The 22,369-nt window shown below is 62.8% G+C and carries 19 protein-coding genes; 10 read left to right on the top strand and 9 right to left on the bottom strand.

The window, feature by feature from the left end; genetic code table 11:
- The gene (locus AC0YKC_RS25955) at positions 1–294 is read left to right on the top strand and encodes a hypothetical protein (RefSeq protein ID WP_434721429.1); all 294 of its coding nucleotides are present in this window, start codon (positions 1–3) and stop codon (positions 292–294) included.
- A 61-nt stretch (positions 295–355) separates the two neighbouring features.
- On the opposite strand, the gene pdxR is transcribed toward AC0YKC_RS25955, so the two are convergent.
- Positions 356–1,780 carry a MocR-like pyridoxine biosynthesis transcription factor PdxR gene (pdxR, locus tag AC0YKC_RS25950; RefSeq protein WP_434721430.1) on the bottom strand — a complete coding sequence of 475 codons (1,425 nt, stop codon included), beginning with the start codon at positions 1,778–1,780 and terminating at the stop codon, positions 356–358.
- Between the two features lie 60 nt (positions 1,781–1,840).
- On the opposite strand from pdxR, the gene AC0YKC_RS25945 reads away from it, so the two are divergent.
- On the top strand, positions 1,841–3,019 hold the full coding sequence (locus AC0YKC_RS25945; RefSeq protein ID WP_488513137.1) for an MFS transporter: 1,179 nt from the start codon (positions 1,841–1,843) through the stop codon (positions 3,017–3,019).
- Between the two features lie 112 nt (positions 3,020–3,131).
- The gene (locus tag AC0YKC_RS25940; RefSeq protein ID WP_488513136.1) at positions 3,132–3,698 is read left to right on the top strand and encodes a dihydrofolate reductase family protein; all 567 of its coding nucleotides are present in this window, start codon (positions 3,132–3,134) and stop codon (positions 3,696–3,698) included.
- Positions 3,699–3,824: 126 nt separating this feature from the next.
- Here AC0YKC_RS25940 and AC0YKC_RS25935 read toward each other — a convergent pair whose 3' ends face one another.
- From AC0YKC_RS25935 to AC0YKC_RS25910, 6 genes are all read right to left on the bottom strand, one after another.
- Positions 3,825–4,247, bottom strand: coding sequence for an SRPBCC family protein (locus AC0YKC_RS25935; RefSeq protein ID WP_488513135.1), 423 nt, complete (start codon positions 4,245–4,247; stop codon positions 3,825–3,827).
- A 657-nt stretch (positions 4,248–4,904) separates the two neighbouring features.
- Positions 4,905–5,381, bottom strand: a complete 477-nt coding sequence (locus AC0YKC_RS25930; RefSeq protein WP_488513134.1) for a hypothetical protein — start codon at positions 5,379–5,381, stop codon at positions 4,905–4,907.
- 1,033 nt (positions 5,382–6,414) lie between these two features.
- The gene (locus tag AC0YKC_RS25925; protein ID WP_488513133.1) at positions 6,415–7,737 is read right to left on the bottom strand and encodes an NAD(P)/FAD-dependent oxidoreductase; all 1,323 of its coding nucleotides are present in this window, start codon (positions 7,735–7,737) and stop codon (positions 6,415–6,417) included.
- Positions 7,738–7,839: 102 nt separating this feature from the next.
- Entirely contained in the window at positions 7,840–8,238 is a 399-nt protein-coding gene (locus AC0YKC_RS25920) for a RidA family protein (protein WP_488513132.1), read from the bottom strand.
- Positions 8,235–9,458 carry a DSD1 family PLP-dependent enzyme gene (locus tag AC0YKC_RS25915; RefSeq protein WP_488513131.1) on the bottom strand — a complete coding sequence of 408 codons (1,224 nt, stop codon included), beginning with the start codon at positions 9,456–9,458 and terminating at the stop codon, positions 8,235–8,237. The genes AC0YKC_RS25920 and AC0YKC_RS25915 overlap by 4 nt, the downstream gene beginning before the upstream one ends.
- Before the next feature lie 51 nt (positions 9,459–9,509).
- Positions 9,510–10,949, bottom strand: a complete 1,440-nt coding sequence (locus AC0YKC_RS25910) for an aldehyde dehydrogenase family protein (RefSeq protein WP_488513130.1) — start codon at positions 10,947–10,949, stop codon at positions 9,510–9,512.
- A 143-nt stretch (positions 10,950–11,092) separates the two neighbouring features.
- Here AC0YKC_RS25910 and AC0YKC_RS25905 point away from each other — a divergent pair, with 143 nt between their 5' ends.
- On the top strand, positions 11,093–11,998 hold the full coding sequence (locus AC0YKC_RS25905) for a LysR family transcriptional regulator (RefSeq protein WP_488513129.1): 906 nt from the start codon (positions 11,093–11,095) through the stop codon (positions 11,996–11,998).
- Between the two features lie 160 nt (positions 11,999–12,158).
- Here the strand turns inward: AC0YKC_RS25905 and AC0YKC_RS25900 are convergent, their stop codons facing one another.
- Complete coding sequence (locus AC0YKC_RS25900) at positions 12,159–13,277, bottom strand: NAD(P)/FAD-dependent oxidoreductase (protein ID WP_488513128.1); 1,119 nt, start codon at positions 13,275–13,277, stop codon at positions 12,159–12,161.
- 115 nt (positions 13,278–13,392) lie between these two features.
- Between AC0YKC_RS25900 and AC0YKC_RS25895 the strand changes: the two genes are divergently transcribed.
- The 5 genes from AC0YKC_RS25895 (at position 13,393) to AC0YKC_RS25875 (ending at position 20,120) form a co-directional block, all read left to right on the top strand.
- Positions 13,393–14,298, top strand: a complete 906-nt coding sequence (locus AC0YKC_RS25895; protein WP_320293657.1) for a LysR family transcriptional regulator — start codon at positions 13,393–13,395, stop codon at positions 14,296–14,298.
- 90 nt (positions 14,299–14,388) lie between these two features.
- Positions 14,389–16,467, top strand: a complete 2,079-nt coding sequence (locus tag AC0YKC_RS25890; RefSeq protein WP_488513127.1) for a hydantoinase/oxoprolinase family protein — start codon at positions 14,389–14,391, stop codon at positions 16,465–16,467.
- Between the two features lie 4 nt (positions 16,468–16,471).
- Positions 16,472–18,457 (top strand): hydantoinase B/oxoprolinase family protein, encoded by a 1,986-nt coding sequence (locus AC0YKC_RS25885; RefSeq protein ID WP_488513126.1) that lies wholly within the window; start codon positions 16,472–16,474, stop codon positions 18,455–18,457.
- Entirely contained in the window at positions 18,454–18,756 is a 303-nt protein-coding gene (locus AC0YKC_RS25880) for a (2Fe-2S)-binding protein (protein WP_434723613.1), read from the top strand. Before AC0YKC_RS25885 ends, AC0YKC_RS25880 begins: the two co-directional genes overlap by 4 nt.
- Positions 18,753–20,120, top strand: coding sequence for an FAD/NAD(P)-dependent oxidoreductase (locus AC0YKC_RS25875; protein WP_488513125.1), 1,368 nt, complete (start codon positions 18,753–18,755; stop codon positions 20,118–20,120). The genes AC0YKC_RS25880 and AC0YKC_RS25875 overlap by 4 nt, the downstream gene beginning before the upstream one ends.
- Positions 20,121–20,248: 128 nt before the next feature.
- On the opposite strand, the gene AC0YKC_RS25870 is transcribed toward AC0YKC_RS25875, so the two are convergent.
- The gene (locus AC0YKC_RS25870) at positions 20,249–21,574 is read right to left on the bottom strand and encodes an NAD(P)/FAD-dependent oxidoreductase (protein ID WP_488513124.1); all 1,326 of its coding nucleotides are present in this window, start codon (positions 21,572–21,574) and stop codon (positions 20,249–20,251) included.
- A 223-nt stretch (positions 21,575–21,797) separates the two neighbouring features.
- Here AC0YKC_RS25870 and AC0YKC_RS25865 point away from each other — a divergent pair, with 223 nt between their 5' ends.
- A complete protein-coding gene (locus AC0YKC_RS25865) occupies positions 21,798–22,274 on the top strand; it encodes an Lrp/AsnC family transcriptional regulator (protein ID WP_320293663.1) in 477 nt (158 codons plus the stop codon).
- Positions 22,275–22,369 lie beyond the last annotated feature (95 nt).

Genomic DNA, 22,369 nt, shown 5'->3' with positions numbered 1-22,369 from the left:
GTGGTCGCCGGCCGTCAGAGCGGCAAGGTTGCCCACGCCATTTATTCCGGCTGCCACCTGCTCAACGGCATCGCCGCCGGGTTGTTCGTCGGCGTCACCGGCGAAGGGGCAAACATTGCCTCGGCGCGCTGGCTGCAAGCCCATCACGGCGACGGCATTGCCGTGCCCGGCAACAACACCCATTCGGTGCGCGAACTGGTGGCAGTGCCGTCATCGACCGTCCGGATCTCAGGCGAGGCGGCCTACGTGACGGGCAGCCAGGATCTCGTCGACGGCGTGCTGACGATCGCCTGACGGCGATGGCGGTCCGGAGAGCGCGAGGTGCTCGTGGACCCTGCCAGAAACCCAAACGCCCTCATTCGGCCAACTCGCGGACGGCGCTCGCGAGGATCCTGATGCTTGGCTCGATTGCGCTGTCGGCGATGCGGCCGTATCCGATGAAGAGGCGACGAGGTCCAGCACAGGTCGTGCTGTAGCGCCCGAGCCCCTCGGTCGCGACGCCGTGGCGCCGCAGATGGTCGATAACGCGAGCCTCGCCGGCCGCGTCTATCTGGTCAGGCAGGCGAAGCGTCACGTGGAGCCCGGCGGCTGCGCCCTCGGTTGCGAGCTCAGGGAGCGCCGAGGCCAGGCAGGAGAGCAACCGGTCGCGGCGGTCACGATAGAAGCGTCGCATCTTGCGCAGGTGCCGGTCATGCGCCCCGCTGTCGATCATGGCGGCCAGCGCATCCTGGTCGATCCTCGGCGGCCCCTCGCTCCAACGGCGCAACTCACCCGCCATCGTCTCCACGAGGTCAGACGGCACGACCAGCCAGCCGAGCCGGAGCGCCGGTGCGAGCGTCTTGCTGGCAGTTCCAGCGTAGATGACGCGATCGGGCGCAAGGCCCTGCAAGGCGCCGATCGGCGCCTGATCGTAGCGGAATTCTGCGTCGTAGTCGTCCTCGAGGGCGAAGGCGTCACGTTCCCGCAGCCAGCGCACCAGTTCTTGGCGCCGCGCCGCGCTTAGCACGCCTCCGATCGGAAACTGGTGCGCTGGCGTGACAAACACGGCCCCGGCCGAGAGGGCGGCAAGTTGCGGCACGTCCAGACCTTCCGCATCCACCGGCACAGGCGTGCGCCGCAGGCCCGATTTGTTGACCGCAACCCAGTCGCTGTAGCTGGGATCCTCCACCGCGAGGCCACGCACGCCCTTCGCGTAAAGGGCCGCGCAGACGAGTGCGCGCGCCTCCGCGAAGCCGCTCGTGACGAAGATGAATGCCGGATCGGCGATCACGCCGCGGACCCGGCCGAGATAATCCGCCAGCGCGTGACGCAACACGGGGCTGCCCCGCAGATCGCCATAGCCAAGATCGCTTGCAGGAAGGTTCGCAAGGACGCTTCGCAGCGAACGGAGCCAGAGGCGCCTGGGAAACATTGAGAGATCGGGCATGGCCGGTCGAAGGTCAAACCGGATTTGTTCAGGCTCCGCCAACACCTCCTCGCCGTCAGGAGGCGCCACGGCCTCCCCGGCGACCACAGGCCGGGCGCCGCGGCGAAGACTCAGATAGCCCTCGGCGGCGAGCTGCGCATAGGTGTCGAGCACGAGCGGTCGCGAGATGCCGAGCTGCGCCGCAAGCACCCGCGTCGAGGGCAGGCGGACGCCGGGACGCAGCGCATCGGTACGGATCAGGTTGAGGATCCCGCGGCGGAGCTGGGCCGCCAGAGTCTCTGGGATGTCTCGATCGACCGACAGAGGGAGTCCATCGGTCAAAGTGGGCAACAATTTTGCATCGGAACTGGTCATGTTCAGCAGACCACTAGCACGTTAGGCATCGGACGGACAGTCACAACTGGAGACGCCGAGATGTCGATCGCAGCCACCGCAACACCCGTCCCGAGCGATGCAAGCAGGACCGCGATCCTCACCCCTGCGATCCTGACGTTGGCCGGCGTGATGCTGACCGCGATGGGAAGCTTCTATCTGCTTCTCTCCGCGATTCCGACGCACGCTGCCGCGCTTGGCGGCGCGTCAGCCGCGGGCTTGTCCACCGGCGCATTGATGGCGACGACCATCATCGGCGAATTGATCGCGCCCCGAGTGATCGTCAAGGTCGGGCGCCGCCGCGCGCTGGCGGCGGCGCTGCTCACGATGGCACTCCCCTGTCTCGCGACGTTCTCGAGCTCGCTCGCACTGCTCCTTGCCACTTGTGCCGCGCGCGGGTTTGGCCTTGGAATCCTGCTGGTTGCGGCCTGCGGCCTGGCCGCGCAACTGGCGCCGCCGGCGCGGCGCACAGAGGCGCTGGGCGCATTCGGCGTCGCCTCCGCGATCCCGGCCATCGTCGCCGTCCCGCTCGGCCCCTATGCGCTCGCAACCCTCGGCCCCGGCGGAACGGCCGGCATCGCCGCAGCTTTCGCGGTCGCCGCCTTGCTTACCGTCGCGCTTGTTCCCGAAGGCAGCCCGGCGCCTCGCGATACGGGTCACGCCTCTTCGTTTCCGCCGCTTCGCGCGACGGTTTGGCCGATCACGGTGCTGGCCCTGGGTGCCGTCGTGGTCGGTGCAGCGATAACCTTCCTTCCCTTGGCGCATCCGGAATTCGATCAGGCTACGATCATGATCGCTCTCCTCCTCCAGGCGTTGTTCGCGGGCTGCGCTCGCTGGGTGGCGGGCCGGCCGATCGATCAGCATGGTCCCCGTGGGGCGCTGATCGCAGCGGCGGGACTCTCCATCGCCGGCTTGCTCTGCCTCGCGGTGCCGGGAGCCTTCGCGGTAATGATTGGCATGGCGGTGAGCGGCATCGCTTTCGGGGTCGCGCAGAGCGCCAGCCTCTGCCGGTTGCTCGCTCAAACCAAGCCGGCGCAGGCGGACGCCGTGGGTGCACTCTGGAACGGAGCCTATGATGCCGGGCTGGGAATCGGAGGCATGGCCCTCGGCGGTCTCGCCGCTGTGCTCGGCTACACGCTCTCGTTCCTGGCGGCAGGGGTCATCTTGGTCCTGCTCGCGGGCGCCGCCTTTGTCCGTTTCGGAAAGCGGAGCATTGCATAGAGGCACGAATCCGCGACTGGCGCCCGCTGAGAAGGTCAGGCGGAGCCTCGTCGATCTTGAGCATCCTACGCCGCCTGACTGAAATCATTTAACAGAACCGGAGAATTCCGAAATGAGAAAGCTGAAAGTATCGACGCTCGTCACGCTTGATGGCGTTATCCAAGATCCAGGTGGTTTCGGCGAGACTGAGCAAGGTGGCTGGGCCAACCCGTACTTCACCGAGGAAGCCGAGAAAGACTCGCTTGAGCACCTGATGGAGGCCGACTATTTCCTGTGCGGACGAACTACCTATGAGCTGCTGTCAAAGACGTGGGGCAAGATCAAGGGCGGCCCCTACCTCGAGCGGATGAACAGCATGCCGAAGCTTGTCGCCTCACGGACCCTGGCCGAGCCGTTAGAGTGGAACGCCAGGCTGATCAGCGGTGATGTCGCAGAGGAGATTGCCAAACTGAAGCTGGAGCCTGGCAAGGACATCGAGATGTATGGCAGCGCGTCACTCCTGCAAACGCTAATGAAGCACGGCCTGGTCGACGAGTACCGAGTCTGGGTGCACCCGTTGGTGATCGGTGGCGGGAAACGCCTATTCATCGAGGGTGGGCACTCCGCAAAGCTGCGGCTCGCCAGCTCGAAGACGCTCAGTTCGGGTGTTGTGATCTTGACCTACGAGCCGGTCAGCTAAGGTCAGTTTCGTGGGGACTACCCACGCGCGGCCTCGCGCTGCGGCCATCAGGCTGGTCCATCGAACCAGAGTTCGGCTAAAGGCAAATAGCTACAGCCATCGCCGAGCACGCCTTTGTGCCTATGTTCAACGAACTTTGAGCAACTGGGCGAGGTTCGCTAGCATTTTCTCCCAGAGCTGTTGCGCATCAGACGGTCCGGCGCCGCTCGCCTGGAAATCCAAGTGCGAGCCTGACCCCCTGGGTGTGATCGTCACATCGATCTGCGCCAGGCCGGCGAAGTGTTGGGGCACTCCCAACGTGAATGACAGGCGTGTCGGCGGCTCGCAAATCGCGTACCGACCATCATGCGTGATGATCTCACTACTCTCGTGTTCGACAATTGAAAAAGCGCCGCCCGCCCGAGGGTCGGTTTGTGCTTCGAGCGTGTTTGTCGGCGATTTGAACAGCCATCGCTCAATCAGCGACGGGTCGACCCACGCGGCAAATACCGCTTGGGGGTCTGCGTCGAGATCGAGCGCAACCTTGGCTTTGACTTCTGCCGTCGACATTTTACGCTTTCCTAGGCCTTACAAAGCGCGGGGCTTCGGGATTTGTTCCCTTGCGCGAACGCCCGACAGCGGGCCGCTTAAAGAACCATGTCCATTGGGGCCGCATTTGATGCAGTGGCCGGCTCCTCCGCCGGCATCGCGGCGTGCCACTTTGCGGTGTTTTTTGATGCATCAATGACGGGGGAGTGTCGGTGGGTCCTGATGCTTCCGTTTCCTCACGGACCCTCACTTGCGCTCTTTCTTGCCGAGGCTCGTCTGGATGGCAAGGTAGGATAGCTTCACCGCGATTCGAAAAAAGTACCGTCACGGTCTTACCTACGCGGAACCAGGATTTGGTCCAACAAAGGTCGATTGATGCTGGAAACTACCAAAAAAATTTTCAGGAATTTTCCCTTTAATCAACACCATAGGTTCTTGACAGCCTCGGGTCGGCATTGCCGGCTGCAAAAAATGAAAAACCCAACTTAATCAAGGGCCTAGCTTAGGCGAAAAATAATCGAGTGGGCAACATCCACAGCGGAAATAGTTGTCGCAGCCATTGTAAACAACCGCTTCGACCATTCATCTCGGTTGAGCCACCGAAGTCGCGTTAGAGCGCCGCGAGGAGATTGCTGATCGGGAAAACGCGGGATGAATTTGCGAAGACTGTGTTTATGTTCAACTTTGCAATCGTTTCACACGCTGGCGCGCTGCATTGAGGCGATCTTCCTTCGCCTTGTGATCCCGCAACGCACGTTCCAGATAGTCGTATAAAGGAAGCCACTTCTCGCCTTGGTCGCCACGCGCAACGATGATCTCTGCAACGCGGTCGAGCGCTCGCTCGATGCGCTCCGCGGTGACTGGGCGAGGGGTTGTAAAGTGACGCATCATGATATCAGCCTTCTGCAAGTCCAATGACTTACCCGTAGGGGCTGCCTGTGGTGTAAGTGGATATCGCTCCAGGTCGCAGATTCCAGATTTGTATATAGTACATTGATATTGTGAGCGATCCGCAGAGCGTTGTGTCACGTTCCAGCCAAACACCGGAATCAAGCTAAGAGATTGAATCAATTCATCGAGCTTGTCTATTGAAAATGAACGCAATTGCTTGCATGGCGAACCAGGTTCCTGACGCTCGACGTTGGCTCTGTACAATTTCCAGGGCGGAGAAGGTCGCAGCACGGAGTTATACCGAACGATACGGGAGAACTGCAGTTTTTTGTCCTCGAAAAAGCAAATAAAACCAACTAGCTATGGTCGCCCTCCGGGCCCACCATATTAACAATATCAGTGAGTTAGCTCCGGATTCTTACAATCCTGTCGAGCTGGGGAAACCTACCTTACGGAAACTGTGCACATAAGAAGTCTTTTGGTGTCGCTGTCTGAGTTAGACTTCTCCTGTTTGGTATTGACCAGCGACATCTAGTCCATGAAGTCTCGCTCAGAAAGACCTCAGACCAAGGGGTGCGGTGATCGGCGGCTACAGCGTGCGAATGGGATGGTTTGATCGTCACCAGACGTCATCGGACCGCACGCTCAACGCCTCACAGGAAAGCGGAGTGGCCGGCTCCACGAAATCTGGGCGGTGCTGTTCCTCACAAGAGCTTCGAAATGTCAGCCGCCATATCCAGAAGCCTTGCGGTCAGCGCCGGAAGTGTCTCGGCCCTGATGCTCGGTAGTGTGGGATGAGACAGAGACACCGCTTACCTGCAAAACTAATCTTTCTTGGCTTTTCTAGGTTCGCCAGACCATACGAGATCATACGAAGGATATGGGTTGGCTAACCATCCGCTAAGCCATTGATTTTCCTTGCAAGTCTCACACCCTCCGGGCCCACCAAAACGACCACCTAAGTGGCTGATTTTTATGCCATTTTTCTCAATTGGCCCCACAAGGTGGACTCGAACCCCCTATTTCTGACCAACCACTTATTGGTCGTACGTGCGCCAGTTACGAAGATGTTGAGGCAGACAACTGACCCCATTCTGATCGTTTGTTGAGGTCGCGTCCCCCAAGCAGACATTCTCAATTGCCATACTAGTGGTGATCGCGAACTCGACAGTGGGAGCATTCCACCATTGGCAGGGGTGCAGCCGCTTCAAACAATCTCCGCGTTCTCGGTAGTGAAAGATATTCTGGCGTGCCGGCGCTATGCATATTGGCAAGATCGGCCGCTTGGGGCGGGGCGTCAGAGGGACCCTACCTTTATCTTCGAACCATTGGTCAGTCGCGCGAGCTGGAAGGGAGTCGGATCGACGCTTGGCGTCTCATTGGTGATCAATTCCGCGGCAAGGTAACCTAGGCCTGGGCCAAGGCCGAAGCCGTGACCGGAGCAGCCCGCTGCCAGATAAAACCCTCCCAACTCTTCGATCCCGGACACCACCGGCACCGCGTCAGGGGTGCAGTCGACGTAGGCACCCCATGCGTGATCGATTTCGAGGCCTGCCAGTTGGGGAAATGTGCCACGCACATTATCCATGATCGCATTGACCAGCCGTCGATTTGGAGCAGGATCGAGAACGCGATTGCGCTCGAAAATCTTCGGATCCTTCCCCAAAAGGGCGTCCAGGGACTCGGGGCCGGCGAAAAACGACCTGCCGAACCCCATCTGCACCGCCTTTAGGCGCTTGATGAATTGCGGCAAGAACTCGCGGGCGAAGCGGATGCCCTGCGGCGTCACTTCCAGCGAGGCCCGGCCGCTGATCGCCATGGTATAGCTGCCGTCAAGCCGCCGGGTCATCGCGAAATCGGGACTATAGAGGACCTCGCCGACGTTAACCGTCCGCTTCGTGCGCACCGCAGTTTGCCGCACGCTCGCCTGCGGGAAGACGATTCCATGGCGACCGAGGAAGCCAGAGGCCCAGGCACCGGCGGCGCACAGCACGGCATCGGCACGGATGTAGCCCTTTTCGGTATGTATCCCTGTTACCCGGCCGTTGGCGACATCCAGACCGCGTGCGGCGCAGTTCTGATGGATTGTCGCGCCCAGCGCGCGGGCGCCTTCCGCTAGCACCGGCGCGGCGATAGCGGGCTCGGCCTTGCCGTCCGCGACAGAGTGCAATCCACCGACCCATTTGCGTCTTGTTTCCGGAATTCGGTTTCCGGCTTCAGCCGCACTCAGCATATGGGTTTCGACGCCGAACTCTCTCGCCGTTGGCCTCCAGGCTTCCCAGCCAGCCAGCATCGCGGCATCATCCGTCGTGTAGATGAGGCCTGTGCGGCGGAAGCCCAGATCCTGTCCTATATCGGTCGCCAGATTGGCCCACAGCCGCATGGAAATGAGCGACAGAGGCATTTCGCGAGGATCGCGGTTCTGCTGCCGACACCAGCCCCAGGTGCGGCTCGATTGCTCACATGCGACGTGGCCTTTTTCGAGCAGCGCTACGGAGAACCCACGCTTTGCAAGAAAATAGGCGGAGGCGGTGCCGACGATTCCTGCGCCTACGACCACAGCGTCCACTGCCTTCGGAAGGGCTTCATCGCTGGAGACAGACCGGACGACAGGAGACATGCGTAAGAACCTTGTTGACCGTCTTTGCTGCGGTGTGATTTGTGAGAGCGGCCGTGATCGTCTCGCTGAGCGATGGGAAGATGGTCCGTTGGGCTTACGCGTTCAGCCTTGGCCAGGGAGGCTCGCGATCGCGTCTATTTCTACCAGATAGCCATAGTGCAATTCAGGCACAGGAACGACCGTACGCGCGGGCCGCGCCTTGCCCAGCATTTCCCCGTAGACGCGATTGAACTCCGGCCAGTTCTGTACGCCGACGATATAGGCCGTCACACGGCAGAGGTCGTCCGGCTTGCCGCCAGCTGCCTCCAGGATCGCGAGCATGTTGGCGATAGTCAGGCGTGCCTGGATTTCGAAGCTTGTGTCGGCGAGTGGCGCCTTATCGGCCCTGATGGGAAGCTGGCCTGAAATGTACAGACTGTTCCCCGATCGAACAGCCTGCGAATAATGGCCCGTCGGCGCTGGCGCGTCCTCAGTCAGGATGGTTTGCGGCTTGCTGTTCATTCCCAACCGCCAAAGCGCTGCCACTCGCTTTCGACAAAGTCGGAGGCACTACGGACGACATGGTAGCTGCGATGCTGGGCCCCGGTCGCGCAAGCGTGATTGGGTAAAATCCGCACCCGGTCGCCGATCTTGAGCTCGGGCAAAGTCGCGCCGGAGCCTGGGCGCACCTTGATAATGCCATGCTCTTGGTTCGCATCGGCCAGTATAATATTGTCAAAAAGCCGGCCACTGCTGTCGCAGACGACGCCATAGCCCTGATTGACCTCCTGCCTGGAGGTTCCGAGATCCCGAGACATCGCCATCCACCCGGCGTCGATCAGTATCCAGCCCTTCTCATGCTGATGGCCAATGACGGTCGCCAGCACGGAGATCGCAATATCCTCAATCCGGCAGATGCCAATCCCAGCCATCACCAGGTCGAAGAACACGAAAACGCCCGCACGGACTTCAGTCACGCCGCTCAGGTCCACAGCATGATGCACGGTCGGCGTCGAACCGACGCTGACGACGGGGCAGGGCAAGCCCGCGTCGCGCAGAATGGTGGCCGCGGCGACGGCAGCATGCCGCTCTTCCTCGGCGCAGCGCTGCAGCGCCTCATCTCCTCGCGCCGCATAGCTGCCGCCGGCATGGGTCAGAACGCCGCGCAACTCTCCCCCGTCGATCAAGGCTCTGCCGATTGCAACCAGCCGATCCCGGTCGTCTGGGAGGACGCCGGATCGGTGGCCGTCGCAGTCGACTTCGATCAGGGCGGGGATGGCTATGCCGGTTTCTCGCGATGTTGCGGCGACCGCTTCCGCCTGTTCGACCGAGTCGAGAATCACGGCAAGGTCGACGCCCTGCTTCCGCAGCTCGATCACCTTGGCCAGCCTCCATGGTGCGATGCCCACGGCATAGATGATGTCCCGGACACCGGCATTCGCAAAGAGCCGCGCTTCCCTGAGGGTGGAGACGGTCGCCGGCCCCTCTCTGGTGGTCATGACGCGGCGGGCAACCTCGATTGACTTTGCAGTCTTGAGATGCGGGCGCAGCGACACGCCAAGAGGTACGAGCCGTTCGCGTAGTCGAACGATGTTGCGATCCATACGATCGGCGTCGAGGATTAGGCAAGGCGTTTCCAGATCGTCGAGACGTCTGGCGGCGCTCTCGTGCTGCACCTGGTCCAAGGTTTCTACCTCACCCACCGTCTGCTTCCTTGCGTCTATTTTGATGATCATTTGCATCGATTCTCGAAAGGCGAGCGGCGCGAGACCGGCAGCTGAAACTCGGGCCGCTCATCCCGGAAAAAATCCCAGGATGGCTTTGGTCTCGAGATACTCCTCGAGACCAAAGACGCCATATTCCCGACCGTTGCCCGACTGCTTGTACCCTCCAAAAGCCGCAAAACCGTCCCATGCGGGATGGTTGATATGCACTTGGCCGGCGCGAATTTTCCCCGCAACGCGACGTGCGCGCTGGATATCGCCGGATTGAACATGGGAACCCAGACCATAGACAGTGTCATTGGCGATACGGATTGCCTCATCCTCATCCTGATAGGGGATGAGGCACAGCACCGGCCCGAAGATCTCTTCCTGCGCGATACGCATTCCCGACCGCACTTCGGAGAAGATGGTCGGCTTCACGAAATAGCCCTTCGACAGATCTTCAGGTCGTCCGGGGCCGCCGCAGACGAGCTTGGCGCCTTCGGCAATCCCGATGCGTATCATGTCCTGCACTTTGTCGAACTGGTTAAGATTGGCGAGCGGACCAAGGACGGTTGCCTCGTTGAGTGGGTCGCCGACAGTCATGGTAGCCGCAGCCGACGCCGCCAGTTCTTCCACCTCCCGTAGTCTTTTGACGGGTACGAGCATTCGCGTGGGGGCGCTACACGACTGGCCGACATTGCGAAATGCGGCGGCTACCCCGAGAGGTACAACCCGCGCCCAATCGGCGTCGTCGAGCAGAATGTTGGGTGATTTGCCGCCCAACTCCTGGGTTACGCGCTTAACCGTGGGCGCCGCGGCCTGCGCCACCAGCACGCCCGCGCGTGTCGATCCTGTAATCGAGATCATGTCGATGTCAGAGTGTGAAGCGATCGCTGCGCCAACATCTTCCCCCGTGCCGGTCACCATATTAAAAACACCCGGCGGCGTTCCGGCATCATGCATGATCTGCGCGAACAGGTGGGCGCTGAACGGAGAAAGTTCACTGGGCTTGAGGACGATGGTGCAGCCGGCAGCGAGCGCCGGGGCAACCTTCGCTGTGATCTGATAAAGCGGCCAATTCCATGGTGTAATAAGACCGCAGACGCCTATCGCTTCCTTCGCGATCGCAGTCGTGCCCTGCTCCTTGATGAAGCGGAAATCTGCCAGCACCTCGATCGCAGCGCGGATATGTGCGAGCCCGAAAGGAACCTGCGAGGCGCGGACAAAGCCGATGGCTGATCCCATCTCATGGCATATTGCCTGAGCCAGATCCTCAAATCGCTCTTCGAGGAGAGTGAGAATCCGCTTAAGCAAATGGATGCGCTCGGACGGTGATGTCGCTGCGAATGACGGAAACGCGCCCCGAGCAGCGGCAACGGCAATGTCGACATCCAGTCCGCTGCCTCGAGCGACAGACCCAATCACCGCTTCCGTCACCGGGCTGATGATCGGGATCGCCGCGGCTGGCCTTGCAGGGAGTCTCCAGCCGCCGTCGAGATAAAGCAGATCGCATCGCGACATTTCCATCGATTCGCTTTCTCCCTTCGCACACCAACAGAGGCGGCGGGTCAGGCTGCTTTATCGGCGCCCGTTGCCTGATTGGGGAGAATATGCCACGACATGAATATTACAATTAATCCAATCTTCATTGTTGATTAAGGTCTGGCTTAATGATCTCGACCGACGATCTGACCTTCTTCCATGTCCTTGCGACCGCGCCCTCGCTCGCGGAAGCTGCAAGGAGGCTCGATGTGACGCCTCCGGCGGTGACACAGCGCCTGCGGGCACTCGAGAGCCGCGTCGGCGTCAAACTCATCGAGCGAACGTCACGCGGCCTCAGCCTTACGGATGAGGGCGAACTGATGGCTTCGGAGGGGGCTACGATCATCGCAGCCGTTGACGATCTGTCGGAGCGACTGGCCAGCCGAACCAGCCAGGTGCGGGGCCATTTGCGTGTTGCCGCGCCCTATGGCTTTGGAAGGCGATATATCGCACCGATCGTACAGGCATTTGCGAGCAAGCATCCTGCGGTATCGGTCACATTGGAACTCTTCGATAGCCCGATACGACAGATGTCCGAAAGCTGGGACATCGTGGTGCACATAGGATCATTGCCGGAGAGCGATCGCCTGGTAACCACGCTCGCGCCGAACCAGCGCGTTCTTTGTGCATCTCCCAGCTATCTGCAGCATAGTTTGCCTATCCTCAAGCCGGACGATCTTGTCCTGCATCGATGTCTCGCCCTTCGAGAAAACAACGAAGACGTAACGCTTTGGCGCTTTGCCCATTCCAAGCAAGGCAACGCCACCGTTCGGGTGAAGCCGTCCATGTCGAGCAATGATGGCGAGATCGTCCGCGACTGGGCGCTCGCCGGCCTGGGGGTCATGGTACGAAGCGAGTGGGATGTGGCGGATGATCTGGCAGCAGCAAGATTGCAGGCCATTCTTCCATGCTGGTCATTGCCACAGGCAGACGTGGTTGCACTCCTCCATGCCCGCCATGGACGTAGCAGTCGGACCAATAAGTTTCTGCAGGCGCTTAGGGATAGCCTGAACTCACCTCCATGGCGTCGGTGAAATGCCCGCCTTCTCGTGCGGCCTTCTCTAAGACGCCGGTCCGATATCTTGCTCCTCTAAAGCGCGTCGCATCGAAACGGCTTCATGCGCCGCGCTTTAAGTCTTTGTTTTGATGCATGTCGTTGTCCCAGAACCGCTGCACACTTCTGGGCGACATGCATTAGGCCGCGTGGCCGAAGCGATCGATCCTGAAATCATCAAGCGGCGTTTCGCAACGGCCGGTCGCAATGAGTTCGGCCATGGCGTCTCCAACACCTGGACCGAGTTGGAAGCCGTGTCCGCTGAAGCCGAAGGCATGGAACAGGCCTGGCGTCGTCATCGAGCGTCCCATGACGGGCAACATGTCCCGAACATAGCCCTCGCAGCCGGACCATGTTCGGATGACTGCCACCTGGCCGATCGCCGGCAGCAGCCGCGCGACGGCGCGCAACTGGGTCGACAGCCGCGTGGGGTCGGCGACCGCGTGACCTGGGTCGAGGTCCACCGCCACCCTTTCAGCGGCTCCGCCGAAGACGATGTTGCCCCTCTCGACCTGACGCAGATATGCGCCATGGTCCTTGTCGCGGGTCCAGATGCCAACCACCGGCGGTACTCGATAGGGCAGCGGCTCGGTCACCCCCATCTGCGGGCCGCGGGCATCGAGTGGAACCTCCTCACCGAACTGCGCGGCGATGCGCGCGCCCCAGGCACCGGCGGTATTGAGCAGGCACTCGGCGTTGAATGAACCTTTTGAGGTGGTGACAAGGAAGCCGGAGCCTGTGTGCCTGATCGCCTCGACCTGGGCTCCCTCGACGATTTCCACGCCGAGCCTCCGGGCAGCGTCGGCGAAGGCCGGCGCGATCAGCCGCGGATTGCCGCTGCCGTCGTGCGGCGAAAACGATGCCGCGATGGCCTCGGGACCGAGACCCGGGAAACGGGCATGGATCTCACGCGAAGTGAGTTCCTCCAGGTCAAGGCCCCAGGATCGCGCCGCCTCTGCATAGGCCCGCATGTCGGCGAGACTGCCTTCATCGAAGATCAGGCGGATATGACCGGTGGCGCGGAATTCCACGTCCCGGCCAAGCATTTTCTCGGCCTCGCCCCACAGCCTGAGCGAGCGATGGGCCAGCGGAAGCTGGGACAGATGGCGACCCGTGCGCCGGATGTTGCCAAAGGAGGCGACAGTCGCTCCGGTGCCGATCCGATTGCGCTCGATCAGCGTCACGCGCGCGCCGCGTCTGGCGAGGAAATACGCCGAAGCCGTCCCCATCAGTCCGCCGCCGAGCGCGATCACATCCATAGTCATTCCTTGAGCAGGGCGGATGATCCTTGAATGCGCCAATCTTGTCCGCGCCGCGGCATTGCGTCAAAGACAGGTTTGAACCAGAGTCATAAGTTGTACCTATGGAGTAGCGATGCGAGCCCGGCAGCTGGAAGTGTTCATCGCCGTCATGCGCGCCGGCACCGTGACAGCTGCGGCTCGGATGCTGAACATCTCCCAGCCGGCGCTGAGCCAGATCCTGCTTCACACCGAGGACGAACTCGGCTTCGCGCTGTTCGAACGGGTGAAGGGCAGGCTGCGCCCGACTCCGGACGCGCTGGAGATTTTCCCGGATGCCGAGAGGCTGTCGGCAGGGCTTGACGGACTACGCCGCAAGACCACCGACCTTCGGCTGGGTCGCACTGGGCTAGTCCGGGTTGCGGCCTCACCGCCGCCCGCCATGGCGATCCTGCCGCGCGCCTTCACCAAATTCCGGGCCCAGCATCCCAATATTTTGCTGCGTTCCCATAGCGCACCGATCGCCACAATCGTAGACATGCTGCGCACGGGCGACGCCAGCCTCGGCGTGGCCATGGACGACCGCCTGCCTCCCGACATCGAGGCGGAGGTGATCGGAAGTGTCGGCTTCGCATGCCTGCTACCCGCCGGGCACGCCTTGCAAAGGAAAACTGAGCTGACGCTCGCCGATCTCGCCCGGGAAGAGCTGATATCCTATCACGGAAACACACGCCCTGCCGACGAATTGGCCCTGGCGGCGCGCGCGCAGGGTGTCAAACTTTCACCGTCGCTTGAGATCGACGTCTCCATCTCCGCGATCGGCTTCGTCCAGGCTGGTCTGGGTATTGCCCTGGTCGACGCGCTGTTGCCTTGGCAGCAGTTCGCCGGGCTCGCGGTCAGGCCGCTGGCGGCGGGACCGGAATTTCCGGTCGCGCTTCTTACCTCGCGCACACGAGCGCTTTCACGGGCCGATGAGATGATGCGAGATGAGATCCGTGCGGCCTGTTACGCAATCCTCGGCGAACATCGCGCAAGACCATAAGCAAGACTTATATCCTTGTCCATCATGCGTCTTGGACGTGGACCATCCGGTCGTGCCAGCATCCAGGTGGCAGACAGGAAGGGACGCATCATGGATGGTGCCATCGCGGCGGATCTAGCGCAGGACGGAGCCGACTGGAAGGTCGGCGTCGATATCGGCGGCACCTTCATCGACTTCTGTGCGCTCGAGGTAAATTCCGGGCGGGTCGCCTCGCTGAAAGTGCTGACGACACCAGAAGATCCGGGTGCCGAGCTGATGACGGGTCTTGCTCTTCTGGCCGAGCGCGAAGGCTTCAATCCTACCCGTATGACGCGCTTCGTGCACGGTACGACCGTCGGCATCAACACGATCATCCAGCGCAAGGGCGCGCCGCTGGCGCTGTTCACCAATGCCGGCTTCGAGGACGTGATCGAGCTCGCACGGCTTCGCATGCCGGACATGTATTCGCTGTTCTGCACGCGGCCGGAGCCGCTGATCTCGCGAGACATGGTCTTCGGCATTCCGGTTCGCATGCGCGCCGATGGCAGTGAATCCCAGGCGCCGGACATGGACGCCGTGGAAAGGGCAGTCGCGACGGCGAAAGCAACCGGGGCACAAGGGATCATCGTGTCCTTCCTCCATTCCTGGCGCAACGGCGAACAGGAGGCTTCGGTGAAGGCGGCGATCGCGCGTCTTGCGCCCGAACTCTTCGTCTTCTCCTCGGCCGAGGTGTGGCCGGTCATCCGCGAATACGAGCGCAGCTCGACCGCCATTCTCAACGGCTACGTCCATCCGCGCGTCTCGGGCTATCTGACGGCGCTGGAAGAGCGGCTGAAAGGAAGCGGCGTGCCAGCGCGCCCGATGCTGACGAAATCGAACGGCGGGTTGATGAACGCTGCCGAAGGCAAGCACGCCTGCGTAAACATGCTGCTGTCGGGAACGGCCTCCGGCGTCATCGGCGCCTCGTGGCTCGCGCGTCAGGCAGGCGAGGATAAGATCCTGACCCTCGATATCGGTGGGACCTCGGCCGACTTCGCTCTCATCATCGGCGGTGAGCCGCAATTCGGCACCGGCGAGCTGATCGGTGAATTTCCGCTCCACATTCCTTCCGTGTCGGTAAGCTCGATCGGCGTAGGCGGCGGCTCGATCGCCAGCGTCGATGCCCAAGGGGTGCTACGGGTCGGGCCGGAGTCGGCCGGCTCGACGCCTGGGCCTGCATGCTACGGCCGTGGCGGCGAGCGCGCGACGGTGACGGACGCCATGGTGGTGTGCGGATGGCTCGGCCACACTGAGATGGCCTATGGCCAGCTCAAGATCGATGTCGGGTTGGCCCATCGCGCGGTCGGCGACCTTGCCTCCCGACTCGGCCGCACGGTTGAGCAGACCGCGCAGGCGATCCTCGACATTGCGGTGTCTGAAATGTTCGTCGAGGTCGAGAAACTCGCCTCGCGCGCAGGCGTGGACTTGCGGGATTTCACGCTGATGCCTTTTGGCGGCGGCGGGCCTATGCTCGGCGCCTTCCTTGCCCGCGAACTCGGGATGACACGCCTCATGGCGCCTCGTCGCCCCGGTGTGGTGTCGGCGCTGGGCGGGCTGGTGGCGGATCTGCGCGGAGACTTCATACGCACCATCTTCGCTCCATTGTCGGATGCGTCACTTCCAGGAATTCACAGCGCCTTCGAGGCTCTCGCGCGGGAAGGTCGTGACTGGCTGGCGGCACAGGGCCACGACGCGGCAGCGGAACTCAGTCTCTCCTGCGACATGCGATACGTCGGGCAGAGCTATGAGATCGAGGTCGTCCTTTCGCCGGAATGGCTCATGGACGGCGACGCGGCCGCCATCGCGCAGGCTTTCCACCTCACGCATGAGCGCCTCTACGACTTCCACGACCCGGACGGCGAGATCGAACTCGTCAATGCCAGGCTGGCCGCCGTGGGCGCCGGTCCGGCATTGTCCTTCCCGGAGATCGACGAGAAGGACGCCCCGGCCATCCCAGCGCGCCGGCTCCCGGTCTACACCGGCCTGAGCGTCGAGACCGTCGATCTCCACGACCGGCAGGCGCTCGTGCCGGGCAGCGTGTTCCACGGGCCTGCCGTGGTGGTGCAGGAAGACACCACCTTCGCGATCCCCATCGGAACGCAGGCACGCGTCGATCGCCATCTCAACCTACTTCTGACCTTCGGGGAGTGACGCCATGTTCGACCGAACAAACCTTCAGGTTCTGGCGAACCACGCCCGCGCAGCCGCCGAAAATATGGCCCATACGCTGCACCGCACCGCGCACTCCGCCTTCGTCAAGGAGACGCAAGACTTCACGGTGATGCTGCTGGACCGCTCCGGCGCGACCTTCGCCGTCCCAATGGAACTCGGCACCACCTGGCATCCCGGGGTTTCGTATCACCGCGCGATCGCGATGGTGGACGACTACCGGGAGGGAGACGTTGCCTTCACCAACGATCCCTATTCCGGCTACGTTGCCACCCACGCGCCCGACACGCATTTGTGGAAGCCGGTCTTCGTCGATGGCGAGATCATCGCCTGGACCGGAGGCCACATCCACAACACCGACATGGGCGGGGCGGTGCCCGCTTCTCTCAGCCGGGCGCTGACCGAAATCCATCAGGAAGGCATCCGTTTTCCTCCCATGAAGCTCGTGAATGAAGGCGTTTTTGACGAGATGATCCTGCGGATCATGAGCACCAATGTGCGCAAGCCAGATCTCAACATCGGCGATATCAAGGCGCTGGTCGGCGCGCTCAACACGGGCGAGCGCAAAATCCAGGCGATGGTGCGGAAGTTCAGCAAGACCGGCTTCGTCGAAGGCGTTGCCGCTCTTCTCGACCACGCGGAGGCGCAGGCACGCGACGTGCTGCGCTCCATGCCAGACGGCACATGGGAGTTCGCCGACTATGCCGACGAGGATTCGGTCGAGGCCAATCCCTGCCGGCTGAAGTTGACCCTGACGATCAGGGGCGACGAGGCGGTGCTCGACTTCACGGGTTCGGATCCGCAGCTCGGCTCCTCGCTCAACGTGCCCACGGGCGGTGACCCACGCCACACCATCCTGCTCGTCGGCGTCTACTATGTGCTCTATACGCTCAACCCGAAGATCCTGCTCAACACGGGCCTCACCCGGCCGTTCACCTGCATTACCCCCGAAGGTTCGGTGCTGAACCCGGTCTATCCCGCTGCCGTGGGCATGCGCTCGCTCACCTGCGCCCGCCTGCGGTCGGTCATCTTCGGCGCCTTTTCGCAAGCGGTGCCGGCACGCCTGCCGGCGGCACCGGCTGGCAACAACTGCATCGTCAACGTCATGACGACGGACGAGCGCACCAGCCAGACCGTCATCGCGGCGGTGAACCCAGTGGTAGGGGGCGGCGGCGCGATGCCGCATCGCGACGGGACCAACGGATCGGGCGCCGATGCCGCCTATCTCAAGAACACGCCGATCGAGATCACCGAAACCGAGACCCCGGTCGAATTCGTGAAATACGGGCTCGCCCGGGATAGTGGCGGGGCGGGCCGCTGGCGCGGTGGGCTGGCGACCGAGATGGCCTTCCGTGTCTTCGCCCCCGATTCCAGGATCACGGCACGCAACCGCGACCGCAGCTTCTTTCGTCCCTGGGGCGTGCTGGGCGGCAAGGCGGCCGGTCTGTCGGACATGATCGTCAATCCTGGGGCCGAACACGAGCGACGGCTGGGCAACATCGACACCGCGGTGCTGCAGCCCGGTGACGTGCTCGATATCCGCTCTGCCGGAGGCGGCGGGCGGGGCGATCCGCATCAACGCGAGCCTTGGCGGGTCGCGCAGGACGTTCGCCGCGGCTATGTCTCAGTGGCATCGGCGGAGCGCGACTATGGCGTCGTCATCCGCGACGGCGAGGTCGACGAGCAGGCGACGGAAGGACGGCGTGCACGGCAGCGTTCGGCCACCGGCCATTTCCATTTCGGCCCGGAGCGCGACGGCTACGAAGCGCAGTGGACGCCGGACGCCTATGACCGGCTCACCGCCATACTGAGGGATTTGCCGATCCACTGGCGGTTCTTCGCCAAGACGGAGATATTCCGCCGCATGAAGGGGCGTTCGGGACCGGAAGGCGTCCAGGTCGCATTCGATGCGGTCTGCGAACGGTTCCCCGAACTGCCTCGTCCTCACCCCGTGCGAGAGGCCGCGGAATGATCACCGCCGGCCGCATCGTCCGGCTGGTCGAGCGCGACCGCGCGGAGCTGTATTTCTTTCTGGACGGTGAGGTGCGCGGAGCGCTTGCCGGCGACACCGTGCTGACCGCCATGCTGGCGTCGGGGCATGCGTTGCGGGAGTCCGAGTTCGGACCCGAAGCGCGCGCCGGCTTCTGCCTGATGGGAGCCTGCCAGGATTGCTGGATATGGCAAGAGGATGGGCCGCGCCTGCAGGCATGTTCGACGCCTGTCGCTGAGGGCATGCGGTTGCGCACGGCGCCGCCAGAGAGGTGGCCGTGAGCGAGACTTTATCGCCGCGCATCGTGATCGTGGGCGCCGGTCCCGCCGGCGTAAGAGCGGCCGCGATGCTGGTCGAGGCAGGGTTCCACCCGGTGGTGATCGACGAGGGGCATCGCGCTGGCGGCCAGATCTATCGCCGCCCGCCTGCCGGCTTCGCCCGCACGCCAGAGCAGCTCTATGGCTCCGAGGCTGCTAAGGCCCGCGTGCTGCATGCGCTTTTCGATCGGCTGGCCAAAGAGGGGCGGCTCACCCATTGCGCGCACTGCTCCGTCATCGCCGTGCACGAGGGGCAACTGCACGTGCTGGGGGAGGGTGGCGTTGAAGTGATCGGCTATGACCGCCTGATCCTTGCCACCGGCGCGTCGGACCGCATCGCACCTGTCCCCGGCTGGCAAAGCGCTGGCGTCTACAGCCTTGGTGCGGCGCAGATCGCGCTCAAGGCGCAAGGCGTGGCCCTCGGGCGGCGGATCGTCCTGATGGGATCAGGGCCTCTGCTGACGCTGGTTGGCGCCCAGCTCGTCAAGGCTGGAGCGGATGTGACGGCGGTGCTCGACACCTCGTCCTGGCGCCAGCAGATGCGGGGGCTCGGGGGACTTGCCGCCCGGCCATTGGTCGCGCTGCGCGGCCTGGCCCTGCGGGCGAGGCTCGGCGCCCGCTATCATGCGGGTGTGACGCTCGACCGAATCGAGGCCGACGAACAAGGTGTCACCGCCATGCGCTGGCGCGACGCTGGCGGAAGGCAGCGCCTCTCCCCATGCGACATGGTCGGCATGGGCTGGCACCTGCGGGCGGAAACGCATTTGCCCGATCTGGCGGGATGCGCCTTTACCTATGACGCACAGTGGCGGCAATGGCTGCCAAAGACCGACGAGATGGGTCGGGCCGGCAATGGCGTCTACCTTGCGGGCGATGGAGTTCGTCTTCTGGGAGCGGACGGCGCGGAGATCGCTGGGCGTCTCGCGGCGGCGGCATGCCTTGCCGATCTCGGACATCCGGCGCCCTCCACCGCAGCTGATCTGCGTAAGCTCGCGCGGCTTGCGCGCTTTGCCCGTGGCCTGGCTTGCGCCTTTCCCTGGCCGGCGTCGATGGCGCCGGCACTCCCCGACGATGCGATCGTCTGCCGCTGCGAGAATGTGAGTGCCGGAGATGTACGCCGAAGTGTGGATTTCGGTGGCGGCGAGGCCAACAGGGTCAAGTCGCTCTCGCGCACCGGCATGGGGCGCTGCCAGGGGCGTTACTGCCTTTTGGCTGCCGTTGAGCTTGTTGCGGCGCAAGCAGGCTGCACGCCCGACGCCGTTGGTCGGTTTCGCGCACAGGCTCCTGCCCGGCCAGCGCCTATCAGCGCTTTTCTGCGGGAGTGCTGAGGCCGTGCATGGATGACGATCACATCCTAGAGCGGTTCAGCGTTTCACGGAATCGCCGAACCGCTCTAAGTCTTTGTTTTTACGCAATTCCGGACGGAAAACCGCTACGCACTTTTCTTGGAATTGCTCTAGAAATCGGCGACCTTTCCCCAGGCCGAAGCATCGAAGCGCCGGGGGTCATAGGATGTCGGATCGACGATCGGTTCCGACCCGGTCACCAGGTCCGCGACGAGGTGACCGGCGCCCGGCCCGATGCCGAAGCCGTGCCCCGAAAACCCGGCAGCCAGGAAGAAACCAGGAAGGGTAGCTATCTCGCCGATGGCGGGCACGCCATCCGGCGTGCTGTCGATGTAGCCGGCCCAGGCCGCGCTGATCTTCGTCTTTCGGAGGTCGGGCAGCAGCTCGAGCGCGCGGGCGTGGGTCAGGCGAATGGTCGCCCGGTCCGGGATCGGATCGAGGATGCGCATCCGCTCCATCGGCGTCGGCTGGTCGAGCGGCCAGTGTCGAAGCGTTTCGTGCCCCGAGCGCATGCCTTGCAGGCCGCCGGGCGCCAGGCTTCGCCACCGCTTCAGGAACATGGGCAGGAATTGCGAGGAGAAGCGCAGCTGCTGCGGCGTGACGTCCACGCGGCCTCGCCCGCTTATGGCGAGCGTGTAGCCGCCGTCGCCGCGACGCGTGGCCGAGATCCTTGCCGTGTGCAGCGCATCCGGCAGGCCCGCGGCACCGGGCGACACCGACAGGATGGAGGAACGGACCGACGCTTGTGGGAAGCGGAAGCCGAACTGATGGCAGAATGACGAGGCCCAGGCGCCGCCGGCCATCACCGCCGCCTTTGTCCGAATCGTTCCGCGTTCCGTGATCACGGCGCTCAGGCGTCCGCCCTCGGTCTCGATACCGCGCGCGGCGCAATTCTGATGTACGCTGCCGCCACGCTCGAGAATGGCGCGGGCGACCGCCGGTGCGGCCCGTGACGGATCGGCAGTGCCGTCGGTCGGTGAGAAGACGCCGCCCTTCCATGCCCGCTCCGTGGCGCGGCCGCGCTCGCTCGCCGCCGCGCCGTCGAGCATATGCGTGGTGACACCGGCCGTCTTGGCGAAGTCACGCCAGCGCGCCCAGCCGGCCAGCTCCGCCTCATCATTGCTGAGATAAAGCAGGCCGCAGCGGCGGAAGCCCGTGTCCTGGCCTGTTTCCGCTGCAAAGCGCTCCCAAAGATCGAGGCTTCGCATCGCCATCGGCAGCTCGCGGGCGTCACGGTTCTGCTGGCGGCACCATCCCCAGTTCCGGCTGGATTGCTCTGCGCCGACAAATCCCTTTTCCACAAGCGCGACCTTCATGCCGCGCCTTGCCAGGTAGTAGGCTGCGAAGACACCGACGATGCCGCCGCCGATCACGACTGTATCCGCGGATCGCGGCAGTTCGACGGATGTCTCGATTTGCTGCAGTGGCGCGCGCATGGTCTTCCCTGCTTCGACGCTTCAATCTAGCGCGTAGCGCAGGCAGCCGCTGCTGCAGTTAAGGCCGAAGCAGAATTTTATTCTGGCAGCTCCGCCGGAATCGGGAGGCCCTGCCTCTCAGAGGGTATCCGCCTGGATGGACAGGCCAGCCGGCTGTGATAGTCTCCATGGTCGTGGGCAAGGCAGCATTTTGTGCTGTGATGTGTTTTCTCCGGAGGCGGCCGTGAAATTGGATCGGATCGACATCAGGATACTTCACGAATTGCAGAAGAACGGCCGCATCACCAATGTGGAACTGGCGGAACTCGTGCATCTGTCGCCGAGCCCGTGCTTGATGCGAGTCAAGAGACTCCAGTCCGAAGGCTATATTGAAGGGTATTCCGCTCAGATCAATCTCGGCAAGCTCGGCCAGGCGCTGACTGTCTTCACCGAAATCACCTTGAAGAACCATCGTCAGGTTGACTTCGCCCGCTTCCTGTCCGTCGTGGAGAAGATCGACCAGGTCATCGAATGCCATCTTGTCTCAGGTGGCTACGACTACCTGATGAAATTTGTGACCGCCGGCATCGGCGAATACCAGACGATCATGGAGCGGCTGACCGACATGGACATCGGCATCGACAAGTATTTCAGCTTCGTCGTGCTGAAGTCACCCATCGTCAAGACGCACATGCCGCTGCCCAGCCTGTTTCCGATTTAGAGCAATTCCAGGAAAAGTGTACGCGGTTTTCCGTCCGGAATTGCATTAAAACAAGGAGATAGAGCAGTTCGCCGTTTTCGTGAAACGGTGAAACG

The organism is Mesorhizobium sp. CNPSo 4661, assembly GCF_057784215.1.
This window is presented reverse-complemented; position numbering and strand designations above follow the sequence as displayed.

What these genes read in the sequence shown, in the direction of transcription:
- pdxR (WP_434721430.1), bottom strand. Translation starts at nt 1,780, where the DNA reads ATGACCAGTTCCGATGCAAAATTGTTGCCCACTTTGACCGATGGACTC.
- AC0YKC_RS25945 (WP_488513137.1), top strand. Translation starts at nt 1,841, where the DNA reads ATGTCGATCGCAGCCACCGCAACACCCGTCCCGAGCGATGCAAGCAGG.
- AC0YKC_RS25940 (WP_488513136.1), top strand. Translation starts at nt 3,132, where the DNA reads ATGAGAAAGCTGAAAGTATCGACGCTCGTCACGCTTGATGGCGTTATC.
- AC0YKC_RS25935 (WP_488513135.1), bottom strand. Translation starts at nt 4,247, where the DNA reads ATGTCGACGGCAGAAGTCAAAGCCAAGGTTGCGCTCGATCTCGACGCA.
- AC0YKC_RS25925 (WP_488513133.1), bottom strand. Translation starts at nt 7,737, where the DNA reads ATGTCTCCTGTCGTCCGGTCTGTCTCCAGCGATGAAGCCCTTCCGAAG.
- AC0YKC_RS25920 (WP_488513132.1), bottom strand. Translation starts at nt 8,238, where the DNA reads ATGAACAGCAAGCCGCAAACCATCCTGACTGAGGACGCGCCAGCGCCG.
- AC0YKC_RS25915 (WP_488513131.1), bottom strand. Translation starts at nt 9,458, where the DNA reads ATGCAAATGATCATCAAAATAGACGCAAGGAAGCAGACGGTGGGTGAG.
- AC0YKC_RS25910 (WP_488513130.1), bottom strand. Translation starts at nt 10,949, where the DNA reads ATGGAAATGTCGCGATGCGATCTGCTTTATCTCGACGGCGGCTGGAGA.
- AC0YKC_RS25905 (WP_488513129.1), top strand. Translation starts at nt 11,093, where the DNA reads ATGATCTCGACCGACGATCTGACCTTCTTCCATGTCCTTGCGACCGCG.
- AC0YKC_RS25900 (WP_488513128.1), bottom strand. Translation starts at nt 13,277, where the DNA reads ATGGATGTGATCGCGCTCGGCGGCGGACTGATGGGGACGGCTTCGGCG.
- AC0YKC_RS25895 (WP_320293657.1), top strand. Translation starts at nt 13,393, where the DNA reads ATGCGAGCCCGGCAGCTGGAAGTGTTCATCGCCGTCATGCGCGCCGGC.
- AC0YKC_RS25890 (WP_488513127.1), top strand. Translation starts at nt 14,389, where the DNA reads ATGGATGGTGCCATCGCGGCGGATCTAGCGCAGGACGGAGCCGACTGG.
- AC0YKC_RS25885 (WP_488513126.1), top strand. Translation starts at nt 16,472, where the DNA reads ATGTTCGACCGAACAAACCTTCAGGTTCTGGCGAACCACGCCCGCGCA.
- AC0YKC_RS25880 (WP_434723613.1), top strand. Translation starts at nt 18,454, where the DNA reads ATGATCACCGCCGGCCGCATCGTCCGGCTGGTCGAGCGCGACCGCGCG.
- AC0YKC_RS25870 (WP_488513124.1), bottom strand. Translation starts at nt 21,574, where the DNA reads ATGCGCGCGCCACTGCAGCAAATCGAGACATCCGTCGAACTGCCGCGA.